This is a genomic window from Alistipes sp. ZOR0009, assembly GCF_000798815.1.
Classification (GTDB): Bacteria; Bacteroidota; Bacteroidia; order Bacteroidales; family ZOR0009; genus Acetobacteroides.
Window position 1 is genome coordinate 1 of sequence record NZ_JTLD01000057.1, and the last position, 15,867, is coordinate 15,867.

Annotated in this window: 12 protein-coding genes; 7 read left to right on the forward strand and 5 right to left on the reverse strand. The window is 46.7% G+C overall.

The genetic code is table 11. The annotated features are described in order from the left end of the window. The first annotated feature begins 443 nt into the window (after positions 1 to 443). Positions 444 to 929 carry a hypothetical protein gene (locus L990_RS14760; protein ID WP_047450956.1) on the forward strand — a complete coding sequence of 162 codons (486 nt, stop codon included), beginning with the start codon at positions 444 to 446 and terminating at the stop codon, positions 927 to 929. A gap of 128 nt (positions 930 to 1,057) precedes the next feature. On the opposite strand, the gene L990_RS14765 is transcribed toward L990_RS14760, so the two are convergent. Next, positions 1,058 to 3,580, reverse strand: coding sequence for a sodium-translocating pyrophosphatase (locus tag L990_RS14765; protein WP_081981731.1), 2,523 nt, complete (start codon positions 3,578 to 3,580; stop codon positions 1,058 to 1,060). A 279-nt stretch (positions 3,581 to 3,859) separates the two neighbouring features. Here L990_RS14765 and L990_RS14770 point away from each other — a divergent pair, with 279 nt between their 5' ends. From L990_RS14770 to L990_RS14795, 6 genes are all read left to right on the forward strand, one after another. Continuing rightward, positions 3,860 to 5,836: a proton-conducting transporter membrane subunit gene (locus tag L990_RS14770; protein WP_052181058.1), complete on the forward strand. Its 1,977-nt coding sequence runs from the start codon at positions 3,860 to 3,862 to the stop codon at positions 5,834 to 5,836. Next, the gene (locus L990_RS14775) at positions 5,837 to 6,745 is read left to right on the forward strand and encodes a respiratory chain complex I subunit 1 family protein (RefSeq protein WP_047450960.1); all 909 of its coding nucleotides are present in this window, start codon (positions 5,837 to 5,839) and stop codon (positions 6,743 to 6,745) included. 3 nt (positions 6,746 to 6,748) lie between these two features. Beyond that, positions 6,749 to 7,378 (forward strand): hypothetical protein, encoded by a 630-nt coding sequence (locus L990_RS14780; protein ID WP_047450962.1) that lies wholly within the window; start codon positions 6,749 to 6,751, stop codon positions 7,376 to 7,378. Between the two features lie 2 nt (positions 7,379 to 7,380). Next, on the forward strand, positions 7,381 to 8,781 hold the full coding sequence (locus tag L990_RS14785) for a complex I subunit 5 family protein (RefSeq protein ID WP_081981732.1): 1,401 nt from the start codon (positions 7,381 to 7,383) through the stop codon (positions 8,779 to 8,781). 3 nt (positions 8,782 to 8,784) lie between these two features. Further along, the gene (locus tag L990_RS14790; RefSeq protein ID WP_081981733.1) at positions 8,785 to 10,296 is read left to right on the forward strand and encodes an NADH-quinone oxidoreductase subunit C; all 1,512 of its coding nucleotides are present in this window, start codon (positions 8,785 to 8,787) and stop codon (positions 10,294 to 10,296) included. Between the two features lie 267 nt (positions 10,297 to 10,563). Then, positions 10,564 to 11,328, forward strand: a complete 765-nt coding sequence (locus L990_RS14795) for an NADH:ubiquinone oxidoreductase (protein WP_047450965.1) — start codon at positions 10,564 to 10,566, stop codon at positions 11,326 to 11,328. Between the two features lie 114 nt (positions 11,329 to 11,442). On the opposite strand, the gene L990_RS14800 is transcribed toward L990_RS14795, so the two are convergent. From L990_RS14800 to L990_RS14820, 4 genes are all read right to left on the reverse strand, one after another. Continuing rightward, positions 11,443 to 12,186: a hypothetical protein gene (locus tag L990_RS14800; protein WP_047450967.1), complete on the reverse strand. Its 744-nt coding sequence runs from the start codon at positions 12,184 to 12,186 to the stop codon at positions 11,443 to 11,445. Between the two features lie 325 nt (positions 12,187 to 12,511). Beyond that, positions 12,512 to 13,090, reverse strand: a complete 579-nt coding sequence (locus L990_RS14805; protein ID WP_047450969.1) for a hypothetical protein — start codon at positions 13,088 to 13,090, stop codon at positions 12,512 to 12,514. A 1,270-nt stretch (positions 13,091 to 14,360) separates the two neighbouring features. Further along, positions 14,361 to 14,687 carry a DMT family transporter gene (locus tag L990_RS14815; RefSeq protein WP_047450973.1) on the reverse strand — a complete coding sequence of 109 codons (327 nt, stop codon included), beginning with the start codon at positions 14,685 to 14,687 and terminating at the stop codon, positions 14,361 to 14,363. A 73-nt stretch (positions 14,688 to 14,760) separates the two neighbouring features. Then, positions 14,761 to 15,324, reverse strand: a complete 564-nt coding sequence (locus tag L990_RS14820) for a Crp/Fnr family transcriptional regulator (protein ID WP_047450980.1) — start codon at positions 15,322 to 15,324, stop codon at positions 14,761 to 14,763. Positions 15,325 to 15,867 lie beyond the last annotated feature (543 nt).

Here is a 15,867-nt window from a genome sequence, read left to right on the forward strand (position 1 = left end):
GCGGCTAGCCGCAGGAAGCTAGCGGCTGGCCGCAAGGAGTTTGCGGCTAGCCGCAGAAAGCTAGCGGTTAGCCGCAAGGAGTTCACGGCTAGCCGCAGAAAGCTTGCGGCTAGCCGCAAGATGTATTAAGCCAGCCTGTAGCTGTATCTTTTAGCCCTGTAGGTCGCTGCTGCTGGCGGTGTACTACGCTAGTAGCCAGTGCTATCCTTGCCCGCCTTTGCTACGGCATTCGCTTGCGGCCTGCAAGACGATATGGCATGCCGCAGTAGTATACAATTCACTGCTACGCTCATATATAGTCCTCTGTAAATTGCGGAAGGGAAGCAGCATGGGCTTAAATGCTAACGATTTAAATGTTTTGTTGCTGCCGTAATAGGCTAGCTGGGTAGCATCAGAGAAGTTTTGGTGCTGCAGTTTCTACCATAAAGGGTAAATTTGTTGCCATGAAAACTATGCTACTTGTATTAGCCTCGCTGCTGGTGCTTCCCTCTTTTGGGCAGGAAAACCGTTCGGAGGCAGGCGGTCCGCCCACGCTTTCGGAGCTGGTGGGCTTTTGGAAAAAGGTGGAGATCCCCAACGAGCAAACGCTAAACAGGGAGAATCCCTGGCCTCAGAGGTACCAGTGGTTTGCCTTTTACGCTAACGGAAAGGTTTACTCCATGATGGCCAACGAGGATTCGCCTTTTACCGCAAAGGAGCTGAAGGAGATTTTTGATACGTTGCCCGCCGATAAAACGCCCTCCTACCAGCTAAACGGACAGTTTGTTACCATTGATAGCAAGGAGATTGAGGGTTACCGCGAGCTTTGGGGCGTAAACCTATTTGCTAAGGACGTTAACGACTTCCTAAAGAAGGGGTACCTAATTATGACGCTCGACGATGGTAGGGGCGAGATAATGTACTACCGGCTGCTAAAAAGGGTGGAGTAGTGGCTGGCTTTAGCTCTACATCTTTTACGCTTTAGCGCGCAGCGTTGCCGATAGGTGGTATATCCCTGCATCAACAAAAAGGGGTGCCACGTCGGGCACCCCAAAGAGCTATTACGGAAGGGCGGAGGCTAGCTAACCTTTTCGGCTTTTAGCTTCTGCTCTTCGTTGCAGCAGGTGCTACCCATTTCTGGTTCCTCTGCAGTAGTTTCAATTCTCATTTTGTAGAACGATCTCCATACAAAGTATAGTGCTCCGATAAGGAGTACGATACCCACGTAGGGAGCGTAAGGTCTAAAGTCGGGGGTAATGGCAATTTCCATTGCAAGTAGCCCAAACAGCGTGGTAAACTTAATAATTGGGTTGATGGCAACCGAAGAGGTATCCTTAAATGGATCGCCTACGGTATCGCCCACAACAGTTGCGGCGTGCAGGTCGGTACCCTTCTGCTTTAGGTCTACCTCTACCACCTTCTTGGCGTTATCCCAGCTTCCACCGGCGTTGGCCATAAATACGGCTTGGAATAGGCCGAATACGGCTGTACCAATAAGGTAGCTAACAAAGAAGGAGGTGGCGGCAAAGGCAATCTTAGGCTCGGCACCTACAATCTCGCGTCCTGAGATAAAGGCAAAGGCAAGGGCAAATAGGAAGATGGCCGAGAAGATGTTCCACATGCCGCTTTGTGCGTACTGGGTACAAATCTTAACCACCTCTTTCGACTTCTCAACAGAGGCTTTTTTCTCTGCGTTGGGGTCGAGGTTGATGTTACGCTTGATATACTCTACGGCACGGTAGGCACCGGTGGTAACTGCTTGGGTCGATGCGCCGGTAAACCAGTAGATGATTGCTCCACCAGCCATAAATCCGAGGATGGTCCAAGGGTTAAGGATGTTAAGAATAGCCTCTGGCTCTACGCCAAGCACGTTCTTAATTACAAGGATAAGCGAGAAGATCATGGTGGTGGCACCTACAACGGCCGTACCAATAAGCACTGGCTTAGCGGTTGCCTTAAAGGTGTTTCCGGCACCGTCGTTGGCTTCGAGGTAGTACTTAGCCTTCTCAAAGTCTGGCTTAAAGCCGAAGTCTCTTTCAATCTCCTTATCAACATCCTTAATATCTTCGATAAGCGAAAGCTCGTATACCGATTGTGCGTTGTCGGTTACTGGTCCGTAGCTGTCAACCGCAATGGTAACAGGTCCCATGCCAAGCAAGCCAAAGGCCACCAAGCCAAAGGCAAAGATGGATGAGTAGATCATTATGCTATCTAGTCCAAACGAGCTGGTGTAGAAGGCAATAAACATAAGAGCAATGAATACCATTCCTTTCCAGAATGCCGAGAAGTTACCGGCCACAAAGCCCGAAAGGATGGTAAGCGATGCGCCACCTTCGCGGCCTGCCTGTACCACCTCTTGTACGTGAGCCGACTTGGGGCTGGTAAAGATCTTGGTAAACTCGGGGATGATGGCACCACCAAGGGTTCCGCAGCTGATGATGATGGATAGCAGGATCCATAGGTTATCACCGTACTTAGCAACCACCGATGATGGTCCGATAAGCAGGTAGCTGGCACCAAAGGTGGCTACAATAGATAGGATGGAGGTAATCCACACAAGGTTGGTAAGCGGTTTCTCGAAGTCGATATCGTCGCTCTTGCTGTATAGCGCCTTACTTACCAGGTTGTTAATACCGAAAGCGGTCACCGAGGTAATAATCATAAGGATACGCATTGCAAAGATCCAGGTAAGGAAGGTTGCCTGTAGGGTAACTCTGGCTGCCTCGTCGATGCCGGGTACCATACCAACGGCCAAAACGATGAACGAGATAAGCGCAACGCCGGTAACTCCGTAGGTCTCAAATCCGTCGGCAGTAGGGCCAACGCTGTCGCCTGCGTTATCACCAGTACAGTCGGCAATAACACCAGGGTTGCGAGGGTCGTCTTCGCCAATTTTGAATACTACCTTCATAAGGTCCGAACCGATGTCGGCAATCTTGGTGAAGATACCTCCTGCGATACGAAGGGCCGAAGCTCCTAGCGACTCACCAATGGCGAATCCAATGAAGCAGGCACCAGCCAGCTCGCGAGGCATAAGCGTCAAAATGATAAGCATCATAATGAGCTCGATACAGATAAGCACCACGCCAATGCTCATACCAGCATTTAGCGGGATGTTAAGCAGCTTAAGCGGGTTGCGCTCTAGCGAAGCAAACGCCATGCGGCTGTTGGCCAAGGTATTCATTCTAATACCAAACCAGGCAACGCCGTAAGAACCTAAAATTCCTATAATGGTCCAAGCCAATATTAGCGCAACATCTGCTACACCTTTACTTTGTAGGTATCCAAAGTAGAATGTAACGCATGATGCGATAATCAAAAATAACCAAAAAAGAAACTTACCCTGCTGAATGAGGTAGGTCTTACACGTTTCGAATATAACATTCGACACATCGAGCATGGATTGGTGAGCTTTCGCCTTTTTTACGCGGATAAACTGGTATAGGCCAAATACCAATCCAAGAATACATACAACAACTCCCCACATTAAGATTGTGTTCTGACTCTGAGATAGGTCGGGAATTTTTAGGTCGGCCTCACTTGCAAATGATGCAAATGGGAATAGCAAAGTTGCTAGCGAAATAACATGTTTTTTTTTCATAGTTGCAGGTGCAAGATTAACTTCTACGCAAGATCAAAAATAGGTTTCACATTATTTTTATCATAGAAAACAGCCTCTTTTTTTTAGTTTTATTTGATGTTTAACAACCTATTTTTGGTTAATGTTTGCTATTCTATTTTTTGTAATTATGCCGTCTTTCCCGTTTGGTTTTGGGCGTAGATGATCGCCATCGCTTTTTTTCAAAATCTGTTTTATAATATCGCTTAACTCTATACTTTACCCTAACTTTGTAGCAATCGTATCTACAAGGAATTTCTGATGAGTATACTGTTTCTTATTTTGGCGGCATTCGTGCCGACCATCAACTTTTTTTTACCGCGGAGTAGGCATTTCTACCTCACCATACTTGCCCAGCTGCTGGTGGCCCTCTATTCGGTAACGGCGCTGGTGGGCTCGTGGACGGGCGAAGGCGAGCTGCTGCTCTTCTTTGGCGAACCATCGACTTGGGCGCTAAGTGCCGATTCCCTTTCGGCCCTGTTTGTGGTGCTTATCAACTTGGTATGCGTGCTAACCTCCATTTACTCGCGCGGCTATTTGTCGCCATACCTTACAACCAAAACGCGTAGCGAGCTGGCCATACATGGTGTGGCGCTGGTTTGGCTTCAGGTTTCCATGATTTTTGTGGTGCTATTCCGTAGCGGCTTCGACTTTTTGGCGGCATGGGAGGTAATGACCTTAGCTTCGTTTGTGCTGGTAATGTTCGAGGCCGAAAAGCGGGAGACATTCTGGGTGGGGCTATCGTACCTTATACAGATGCATGTTGGCTTTTTCTTTATCCTTGCTGGCTTTGTGATTGCCTACAACGAAACGGGCATTTTCGGCTTTGCCGCATTAACGCCCTACTTTGCCAAGGCGTCTAACATTCCGCTGTTTCTTGTTTTTTTGGTGGGCTTCGGTTTAAAGGCGGGCTTTGTACCGCTTCATACCTGGCTTCCCAACGCTCACCCTGCGGCACCATCGCACGTGTCGGGTGCCATGTCGGGTATCATGATTAAGATGGGTATTTACGGGCTGGTTAGGGTGCTCTTCTCCCTCCAGCAGCAGTATTTAGAGATTGGCCTAATCCTGCTAACCATTTCATTGCTTACAGGATTGTGGGGTGTTGTTAGCGCCATACTACAAAAGGATATAAAGAAGGTGCTTGCCTACAGCAGCATCGAAAACATTGGAATTATTGGCATGGGGCTGGGGCTTGGTTTTGTGGGGTTATACCTTCAGAGTAAGTCGATGGCGCTGCTTGCCTTTACGGGGGCGGTGCTGCACATCGTGAACCACTCGCTGTTTAAGCCGCTGCTGTTTATGGGGGCTGGCTCGGTGTACAAGGCCACGCATACCCGCAACGCCGACGATCTAGGTGGGCTAATAAAGCGGATGCCGCACACGGCGCTACTTTTCATTGCTGGCTCTATGGCCATCTGTGCGCTGCCTCCCTTCAACGGGTTTATCTCCGAATTCCTTATATATATAGGTATGTTCGACGGCCTGCTTGGGCAGTCGCTTCGCGAGATTGTGGTGCTAATCACCAGCACGCTGGTTTTGGCGCTAATTGGCGGTCTGGCCATTTTTGCCTTCACCAAAACTATTGGGGTGGCCTTTCTTGGTGCGCCTCGTAAGCCTAACGATCATGTCAAGGAGGTAGATGGCTGGATGCTGGTACCTCAGTACGTGATGGTGGCCTTGATGCTTTTTATTGGGATATTCCCTTCGGTGGTGGTAAAGCTTATCATCTCGGTGGTAGCCATGTTTCCGCTGGTCGATGCTTCGGTGTACGCCATTGTACCCATGCTTACCTCTACCAGCACCATCTCCATTTTGGCGTTGGCCTTTGGTGGATTTATTGTTGTAATCCTATTTATTAGGAGTAAGGTGCAGCAGGATGTGGTGATTGCTCAGGGGCCAACGTGGGGCTGTGGCTATACCGCTGTCGATGCAAAGCAGCAGTACACCTCCACCTCGCACGCCGATAGCATGATGGCCATCAGCAAACCGCTGGTTAAGGTTACCAAAGATTTCGACCCGCTGGACAAAATGGAGTTTTTCCCTCACGATGGCAGCTTTAAAACGGGTAGCAACGATGTGTTCGAGGATCTTGTAACGGCGCGTCCTACCAACCGCCTTACCAAGCTGCTAAAGCAGGCGGCCATCCTCCAAACAGGGCTTATACAGCATTACGTGCTATACGCCATGCTCTTTATATTCGGAATTCTAGTGCTAACCTACTTCAATTTAATATAGATGGTTGGATTTATACTTATTATAATAGCGGCATTATTTTTCCCGGGGATAATTGCTCGCACCAAAAGTATTGCCTCGGGGCGTAAAGGTCCCAGCATTCTGCAGCCTATGCGCGATATATGGAAGCTGTTTCAGAAGGGAAGTGTTTACAGCACCACCACCAGCATAATCTTTAGGATGGCACCTACCATTGGCTTGGCCTGCGTGCTTACCTCCATGCTGGTTGTTCCTTTTGGTGGAGGCAAGGCCATTCTCTCCTTTCAGGGCGATGTGGTATTCTTTGCCTACCTGCTGGCGTTGGGGCGCTTCTTTATGATTATTGGCGCCTTAGATACGGGTAGCAGCTTCGAGGGGATGGGGGCCAACCGCGAAACGCTTTACGCGCTGCTGGTAGAGCCTGCCTTCTTTGTGATGCTGGGCGTACTTTCGCTGATGACGGGCTTCTCCTCGTTTACCAACATCTTTATGCACTTCAACACCGTTGGCGACTACTCCATACTGTTGGGTGTCTTGTTTGCCTACCTTATTATTCTCATTGCCATGGTGGAGAATAGCCGCCTGCCTGTTGACGACCCCAAAACCCACCTAGAGCTAACGATGGTTCACGAGGTTATGGTGCTCGACAATTCAGGATTCGACCTAGGGCTAATACATACCACCTCTGCGTTGAAGTTTGGTATCTTCTCCATGCTGCTGGCCAACCTGCTTATCCCGCCAACCTGGAAACCGATATTTCAGTTTCTCTATTTTGGGGTGATTACGGTAGGATTTGCCGTTGCGGTGGGGATATTAGAGTCGTTCCGTGCTCGAAATAAGATGGGGAAAAATCCTCAGTACCTGCTTACGTTAATTGCCATTGGGCTTTTAGGGCTAATGGTTGCGTTAATCTTACTACAAAAAATAGCGTAGCGTATGGACTTAATGATTATTGTACTCTTTGGTGTTACGTTGATGTACATTTCGGTTGCCGAACGGTTTGCAACCTACGTAAAGCTGATTACTGCGCAGGGAATACTGCTTTTCCTTTTGGCATTTTCCGAGATATCGACCAACAACTTGGCCTCGCTCATTTTTGTGGTAACCGAGACGCTTATCTTTAAGGCAATAGCCGTTCCCTACCTGCTAAACAGCATTACCAAAAAGCTGAAGGTGGCTAAGGTGCATAGTAAGGCGGTTCCTGCCTTCTACTCGCTGGTGCTGGTACTTTTGGCAATGGGCGCAAGCGTGGTTCTTGCCGATATGCTAAAGGTGGGGCGTATCGAGAAGCTATTTCTGATTACCGCCCTCTTTACGGTTTTCACCGGGCTGATACTGGTGGTTACCCATAAAAAGATATATCCGCACCTGATAGGTTTTCTGGTGCTCGAAAATGGGGTGTTCATGTTTTCGTTGGCCGTTGGTTCTGAGATGCCGTTCCTTATCAATGCGGGTATCCTTCTCGACCTGTTTGCCAGCGTGCTGATTCTTGGAATTTTTGCTTCGCGTATTGGTAAGCGCCTTAACGACCCCGATGTCGAAGACCTATCATCACTTAAAGACTAACCATGCTGAACTTTTTTATTATATCTATCATTTTAATAGCCCTGATGCTCACCGTCAGGCGGATGTTGGTTAGCAAGCTGCTTTCGGTGGCTTTTCTGGCTAACGTTGGATGGCTTGTTGTGGGCGCATTCCAGAAGAAGGGGCTTACCGAGCTGGCCTACTTCTCGTTTGATAGTACGGCGCTGATTATGCTCTCGCTGCTCTTTATTGTAGCAGTTCCCGCATTCTTTCATAGCTTTATCTACTTCAGAACCGACTCCGACAGGGGTGTTCCGATGTATATCGCGGCGCTTACGGCGCTGCTTACCTCGCTGGTTGGGGTGTACCTATCCAACAACCTAATTGTGCTTTGGATATTTATGGAAGCTACCACGCTTACCGTGTCGGTGCTCATTTACCACCACCGAAGCGCACACGCCTTGGAGGCAACGTGGAAGTACGTATTTGTAAGCTCGGTAGGGATTGCGCTGGCCTATATGGGGATCCTCTTTATGGGGGCAATTGTTTCGCCTTCCGAGGAGTTTTCGGTATCTTTTGCCGGGTTAAAGGCGCTGGCCGCTAACGCTAATCCCGCCTATCTCCGTATTGCCTTCCTTTTTATGCTGGTCGGATTTAGCACCAAGATGGAGCTATTCCCTATGCATACGGTTGGTATTGATGCCAATACTATTGCTCCACCACCTATATCTGCCGTAATATCTACGTTAATGGTAAATAGCGGCTTTGTTGCCATCTACAGGCTCCTACGCGTGCTCGATGGTACTGAGGTTGGCTCCTGGGTTGCTAACGTACTTATTCTTTCGGGGATACTATCGGTAATTATTGCCGCAACCTACCTGCTAAAGTCTAATAACCTAAAGCGGTTGCTGGCCTACTCGACGTTGGAAAATATGGGGTTGGTTGCTATTGCCTTGGGCGTTGGAGGGGTGGCCAGATATGCTGCATTTGTACATATCATTGTGCATACCTTTATAAAATCTTCGCTCTTCTTTCAGGCTCGACAGGTGTATGCGGTGTATAACACCTACGAGATATCGAAGATGGGGGGCTATATTAAGCTTTACTCCGTTGGGGCGCTGGTGCTCATGCTTGGCGCTCTCGGAATAGTGGCCTTTCCACCTTCGGGATTGTTTGTTTCGGAATTTCTTATATTTAAAACGATGCTTGCCGAGCAGCGATGGGGATTATTTATTCTGCTGGCCCTAGCATTGCTCTTTTGCGTGTACGCCATTATTCAGAAGCTGCTGTCGGTGGTGTACGCCAAGCAGCCCGAAAAGCTGGCGGGCGAAGCGCCTTCATCTTTACTATCACTATCCCAACTTGTGCTAATTGGATTTGCCTTTTACATGTTCTTTTTCCAGTCGGGTGAGGTGGTTAACCTTATTAACGAAGCAATAAAGTAGGCTATGCACGAGAATCATCAATATTTACGGGTGGGTGGAAATCCGGTTGTGGTAGATCTGGCTGCTATTCCAGTGTTGGATTACGGACGGTTTTACTCGCAAACGTCGCATATTTTGCGAAATCCCGATTGCCGCTGTGTGGCCTACTTTGCTAAGCCAACCAGCACTACTCTCGATTTTTTTATGGCCATTTCCGACGAGCGAAATGACATTCTTCTATATCGCCATCAGTGCGAGCAGACACAGGAGCTCGAGGCGCTAACGGCGCAGCTTCCTGCCATGCATATCTACGAGCGCGAGATTGCCGAACGTTACGGCGTTACGTTCAGCAACCATCCGTGGCTAAAGCCTGTTCGATACCCCTACAACCGAGTGGCATCTGAGTGGATGGATTCCTATCCCTTCTACAAGATAGATAGCACGGAGCTGCACGAGGTGGGCGTTGGTCCTATTCATGCAGGGGTTATTGAGCCAGGGCATTTCCGCTTTATCTGCAACGGCGAAAAGGTGCTGCATCTCGAAATACAGCTGGGCTACCAGCATCGAGGCGTGGAAACGTTGCTGGCAGATGGTAGCAGCACGCTTCGTAAAATGATTATTTCGGAGAATATTGCAGGGGATAGCGCCGTGTCTCATGGGCTAGCCTTTGCGCTTTGTGCCGAGGCGTTGGCTGATGTGGCTATCCATCCGCAGCTGGCCCTCGAAAGGGTTATTGCGCAGGAGATGGAGCGTATTGCCGTACATATTGGCGATACGGCAGCCCTATGTGGCGATGTGGCCTATCAGCTGGGCTTGGTGGTGTGCGAGGCGCTACGTACGGTGATGATCAACACTACGCAGTTTTGGTGTGGTAACCGCTTCGGCAAGGGGCTTATTCGACCTGCTGGTACGCACTATCCGATAACGGCAGAGGTAAAGGCCGAGGTGGTAAAGAACCTCACCAAGGTTAGAAAGGAGTATCTGCAGCTTACCGAAACGCTGTTTGGCCTGCCATCGGTGCTTGCCCGTTTCGAGGGTATTGGCGAGCTGACAACCGAGCAGGTGCGTGGAATAGGAGCCGTTGGTATGGCTGCACGCATGGCCAACCTCGAAAGGGATGTGCGTCGTAGCAACCCCTACCTCGCCTATGCGTTCTTCGAGCATCAGCCCGTGGTAAAGGATGGGGGAGATGTGATGGCGCGTGCCGAGCTCCGTTCGGAGGAGGTTGCCCAGTCGATAGATAGAATACTGCAAATGCTCGATGGTGTTGACTTTGATGTTAAGGCAGCAACGCCTAACTTTAGCTTGCAGTATAGGCCCAACGCGCTGGTGCTTTCGTTGGTTGAGGGATGGCGCGGCGAGATTTGCCATGCCGCAATAACCGATGGCAGCGGAGCTATTGCCCACTATAAGGTAAAAGATCCGTCGTTCCACAACTGGTTTGCCCTAGCGCTAGCGGTACGCAACCAGGAGATATCGGATTTCCCCATCTGCAACAAGAGCTTTAACCTCTCGTACTGCGGAAACGATTTGTAGTAGGCAGGGAGTTGAAAGGAAGTGGTTTTACATCCCCCTTTAGCCGGTAAAGAAGCTAAAGCGGATTGAAGTTACAGAAGCTAATATATAATCCTCAGAGCAAAGCAGGCTCTACCTACGCTTCAGCATCCACGGTAGCAGGCCCTGTTCCGAGAATCAGGAGGCCGTGACGAGGAGAGCGGACGAGGATAATACGCTCGGCGGAAGATACGCAGCGTCGTGTCTCCAACACTATAGATAGAAGGTTATCGAAAGAAATAAAGACCCATGATAAACGAAATAAAGATACTACACGACCATGGCATACAGTACGTAAAGGATTTGCGCAACGCAATCCTTACCCCGCTGTTTCGTGGTCGACCCATCATAAGCGGTAGCGTTACCGAGGCCGATGCCGCATCGCTCGAAGCGATGTGTCCCAGCGGTGCCATCACCGCCGTGCCGCTAACGCTCGACCTTGGGAAGTGCGTCTTCTGCCGCGAGTGCGAGTTCGCCTTCCCTCATGCCGTTCGCTTTACCAACGATTACCACATTGCGGCTAGCCGTCGCGAGGATTTGGTGGTAAGGGCAGGAGAGGATAGGCCAATTACGGTGGATACAACCCTGCTTCGTAAGAAGGTGCGCAAGCTGCTTGGCCCTTCGCTAAAGCTGCGTCAGGTTTCGGCCGCAGGCGACAACTCGTGCGAGATGGAGCTTAATGCCAGCGGTAACGTCAACTTCGATATGGGAAGAATGGGTATTGAGTTTGTAGCCTCGCCCCGCCATGCCGACGGAATTGTTATCACGGGACCAATATCGAAGAATATGGCCGAGGCGCTGCAAATTTGCTACGAGGCCACGCCCGAACCCAAGATTGTGGTGCTGGTGGGCTCCGATGCCATTAGCGGCGGACTCTACGCCAATAGCCCTGCGCTCGATCGTAGCTTCTTGGAGCGCTACCACGTAGATCTATACGTCCCAGGAAACCCCGCTCATCCGCTTACCTTTATAAACGGGCTGATGGACCTGCTGGGCATCGAAGATAGGAAGTAACAGAAAAGAGGGAATCCTTGATTGGATTCCCTCTTTTGCTGGTAGGTATCATTACATGCTTACGGTGTACATGGCTGGTATCTTTATTCCACACCAGTAAGCGTAATGGTTCTGCTACGACTCTTTTATCAGCCTTTTGCTATACCAAGCAGAGGAGTAGTAGAGTATGCTAAAGAATATAATTAAGGCAATGCCTATTAAGTTGTAGTAGATTCCAAGAAGGCTAAGCAGGCAAAATACAACGCCAACCCAACGGCCCCATTTACCTATATTGTAGATTCTAAAGGCTATTATCAGCTTTTTTGCAAGTCGCATGCCGGCTTCTCTCTCTTCTGCTTGGCGGGCTAGCTGCGATGGGTCTGATTCCTGACCCCTTTCCACAAGGCGGTATCTTACGGCCTTTGCTTCAAAGTCAATTTCGTGAATCGATTCGCCCAATGTTTTATCTATTAGCATCCATATAAGCTCGTCGCAGGTTGTTTCTTCGCTCTCCGATTCGAGGGGAGTACCGCGCTGACTTTTTCTTTCTCCATCGTACTCCATCATTGAGCGGGAGAACTCTCCGTGCTTATAGTACTCGAAGGTAAATGCCATAGCCGTTTCCGAGAGGGCAAAAGTTAGCGTATCCATACCATCAAGATTATAGGTGTCCGAGCACATTTCGTGAGAGAGAAAGGCTATTGTTCCCTTTGGTCCAAAGTAAACGTCGCAAATACCCTCCTCTTTCCAGTTCGAAAGAGCCTCTTCGAAGGTTATATCGTCTACCTTTTCGAGCTTATGGTACAGCGCATTTTCAAGAAGAGCGAGGTTGTCGGACAGGTTGGACGATGCTACGATTCCTGCAATATTAAATCCCATATTCTTTTGTTTATATCAATTTCAGCTGTCAAAATAGTTACGGATAGAGCTTTTTATCTAGGCAACAACGGTTGATGCAGAATTGGATGCCCGATCAAGCCCCCCAAGGTGGCATTGCAGGATAAACCAGACATACAAGAATCTTGCAGCGCAGTGTTAGCGTATGTTCCTATTGGCGTTTGCTCGAAGCTTATCCTTTCTGATTTCCCACCACACTCTGAGTGTAATGTATAGCGATACGCGACCCGTACGTACAGTGGTGTGAGTGGTTCTCCCCGTTAGTGTTTATTGGCGGGGCAGCCTACTCGATTAGCATTTGTTTTTTTTAAGATACATATTTCAATACAATAATAGTTGAATTATCATTTAAGAAACCAATATAAAAATAATGGTTTTCTTCCTTTGGAATCTTACGAGTAAATGAATATTCAATGCTATTTGTTTTCAAGTTACCCATAACTTCATCAAATTCACGACAACCGATAAACTCTCCATTTTTTATGATTCTTTTGTCGTTATTTAATGCAGTAAAAAGAGAATTGTAATCTTTCGGAGATAATTTTATTAATGAAACAGAGGCGTAATCACCGTGAAAATATGGATAAGTAGCTGTTTTTCTTATAATTTTTGCCGATGATGGTATTTCTCGCAATGTTACATCCTTGAATTCATTGAAGTAAAACGAATCTGTTGGATATATTGCCGTATATATTTCGTAAGTTGTCCAAATAGGAGCTATTATCAATAATGAAATTCCAATTACTTTTAGGTATGTCTTTTTTTTCGAAATCCAACGATATATCAAGTATGCAATTACTGTCGGCAATGAAATTATCGCCAAAGCAAAAACACCTACTAAAAGTATGAACCCCCAAACAAATATCTTATCAATTATCGCTGCCATTTCTGTTTTTTTAAATAAATGCTAAGATCTCAGTAATCGCAGCTAGCTGCGATTATTTCCGCATTACCTGCAGCTCCTACTAGGTAGGATGCCGCTTCGAAAGTAGCTAAAATCTGGGAATAGATCCAAAAATGGCCTACTAGTGGAGCGTACCCGACCGAGCTTATAAACCCCAACCTAAAAGTATACTTTGTGAATAGTGGGCGGTTGCTCAAAGCCCTATCTTAGGTACGACCATTACCTTAGAACGGCTACGAAAAGGGGGGGAGGCCATGCTTACGTACTACGAAAGGGTTGCTTCTCATCTTAACTAACCGCTGTATACGCGATTCGTACGTACAGTGGTGTGAGTGGTTCTCCCCGTCACTTATTTATTGCTGAAGGGGTGGTCTACCCGATTAGCTGCTGGTCGTTCATCCATTATCAATTTCAGTAGTTTTAAATTCTTGGTTGTTTATGAGACTTTGTTTTTTAAGCCAGTAAAAATAACTCCAGATGATTGTTTAATCACTCAAATTAAACAAGTCTCGATAGTGCTTATGTTATTGGGAAATATTTTCTAAAAAAAAGTAAGTACAACACGATTGTAATCAAAATCCATATTGTCAATATAGTCTTCGAGTGATTATATTTTTTGTCTTTTATGAATTCTTTTTGATATTCATAATATTTATTATCTAATAAAACAATAAAATAAGTGCCTACATATGTAATCAAAAAGATTACAAGCCCTAATGTATAAACCTTTTTATCTAAATTTTGTAGTAGACCAATAATCAAAAAAATAATCATACCAAGAAATAACATAAACCATTGATATGAGAAAAATTTCAAGTTTTGATCATACTTCATTTGGTGTATAAATGATGGATAGTTTTTCTCCATCTGTTGCTTCCATATTTTAAATCCATACTTTAAAAACTTTAAATTTGATGCCCAACAAAATGGGTTTATATAAACCGTTATACTCCTTCCAAAATAATAAGCCAGCAAACAAATATTAAAATACAATATATTTATAAGTTTTTTCATAATGGCTATTTCAAAGTCTACAACTTTTAGTTTTAGTAGTCTAAATTAAGTCCAAGCTGAGTTTTTGGGGCTTGCTGCTAACATCTATCTATATGCCGCTAACTGCTATTATTTCCGCATTACCAGCAAGTTTTCACTAAGTAGGAAGCGGCTTCGAAGGTAGCCAAAATCTGGCAACGTTAAACAGTGTTACGTCTTTTTTGTGTGTGAATTGGACCCCAGCTGGGAATGCTGATTTCTACTGCGAAACGGCCTTTAGGCCAATGATGGAGCCTATTAGCGTGGAAAGAAAAACAATTCGCAAAAAGGTTGCGGGCTCTTTGAATACAAATATTCCGACTAAAACGGTCCCCACCGCCCCAATTCCAGTCCAAACAGCGTAGGCTGTTCCTATCGGTAGCGTTTGTGTAGCCTTAATTAGGAGCGCCATACTTAGGAATAGCGCAACAAGAAAACCTGCATACCATAAATACATTTCGTTTCCGGTAGCTGCTTTTGCTTTTCCTAGACAAAATGCAAAGGCTACCTCAAATAAGCCTGCGACAATTAAAACAATCCAGTTCATCCTTTACTAATTTGGGGTAAAGGTTTGAATTTGGCGCGAGATGTATTTTTACAAATGATAAAAAAGCAGGATGCTACCTGATTTCTGCTCGTATTCGGCTTAAGCTAACCTGCGTTATTCCCAAGTAGGAGGCGATGTGCCCTAGCTGAACCCGTTGAATGAGATCTGGATGTTTTTTTAAAAGGTCCTTGTAGCGTTCTGTCGCCGTTTTGAATTGCCGAGAAATAAGGCGTTCTTCAGTTTTTACGAGCTCCTGTTCTGCAAACTTTCGGCCCCAGTTGGCAATGTGTATATCCTTTTCAAAAAGTGCTTGTAAATCTTTTGTCTTTAGCTCATACAGCTGGCAATCCTCCAGAAGTTCTATGTCTTCGTACCCTTTCTGGTTTGCCACGTAGCTTTTCATTGATATAACCGTGTCGCCTTCCTTTCCAAACCAGAACGTTATTTCATTATCGGCCGTTTGGGCATATGCGCGGGCAATTCCTTTTTTTATGAAGTAAATGTTTGCTTCAACCTTGTCTGCTCGCAGCAGGATGTATCCCTTGGGATAGCTCACCTCCGTAATGCTTTTTTTGAGCATCTGCTTAGAAGGGGTTGGTAGTAAGTGGGTGTTGTCAAGTATTTGGTCAATGCTCATTTTGTATAACGTCTTATTTGCATCGCTCATTATGCTCCATTTGCCCATGCATAATGGCCTGTTACAAATGTAGAAAAATAGATCCATCAGCTGATCACCATTTCAACGCTTGGAAAAATGGTCATCCATCAGCTGTTTCCCATTTCCAGAAGTTCGGAAGTGGACACCCATCAGCTGTTTTTCATTTTTAGAAGCTAGGAAATAGCCACCCAACTGGGAATAGACCCATGGGCTACCAGTGCTAGCTCCAGAACTCCAAACTAAAACTACACTTTGTGAATAATGGGCGGTTGTTGGTTGTTTTGCTGGATAGATATTTCTTGTTGCTATTTTTTTGTGCAAAAAGTAGGACGGAGATTAAGTAGCACTGTTGGCTTATGGGTTCTTGAAACTTTCGGGGAGGGGGTGATAGAACTATTTTGACATTGGAGAACTCCTATTATTCATATGTATATGCTAATGCAGGAGGACTTCATGCTGGTATTAACTTTTACGTTACTTTTTTGGCGCAAAAAAGTAACCAAAAAACATGGCGGAAATTAA

Bases quoted from the DNA above. Each gene is read 5' to 3' on its own strand.
- L990_RS14760 (WP_047450956.1), top strand. From the start codon at position 444: ATGAAAACTATGCTACTTGTATTAGCCTCGCTGCTGGTGCTTCCCTCT.
- L990_RS14765 (WP_081981731.1), bottom strand. From the start codon at position 3,580: ATGAAAAAAAAACATGTTATTTCGCTAGCAACTTTGCTATTCCCATTT.
- L990_RS14770 (WP_052181058.1), top strand. From the start codon at position 3,860: ATGAGTATACTGTTTCTTATTTTGGCGGCATTCGTGCCGACCATCAAC.
- L990_RS14775 (WP_047450960.1), top strand. From the start codon at position 5,837: ATGGTTGGATTTATACTTATTATAATAGCGGCATTATTTTTCCCGGGG.
- L990_RS14780 (WP_047450962.1), top strand. From the start codon at position 6,749: ATGGACTTAATGATTATTGTACTCTTTGGTGTTACGTTGATGTACATT.
- L990_RS14785 (WP_081981732.1), top strand. From the start codon at position 7,381: ATGCTGAACTTTTTTATTATATCTATCATTTTAATAGCCCTGATGCTC.
- L990_RS14790 (WP_081981733.1), top strand. From the start codon at position 8,785: ATGCACGAGAATCATCAATATTTACGGGTGGGTGGAAATCCGGTTGTG.
- L990_RS14795 (WP_047450965.1), top strand. From the start codon at position 10,564: ATGATAAACGAAATAAAGATACTACACGACCATGGCATACAGTACGTA.
- L990_RS14800 (WP_047450967.1), bottom strand. From the start codon at position 12,186: ATGGGATTTAATATTGCAGGAATCGTAGCATCGTCCAACCTGTCCGAC.
- L990_RS14805 (WP_047450969.1), bottom strand. From the start codon at position 13,090: ATGGCAGCGATAATTGATAAGATATTTGTTTGGGGGTTCATACTTTTA.
- L990_RS14815 (WP_047450973.1), bottom strand. From the start codon at position 14,687: ATGAACTGGATTGTTTTAATTGTCGCAGGCTTATTTGAGGTAGCCTTT.
- L990_RS14820 (WP_047450980.1), bottom strand. From the start codon at position 15,324: ATGAGCATTGACCAAATACTTGACAACACCCACTTACTACCAACCCCT.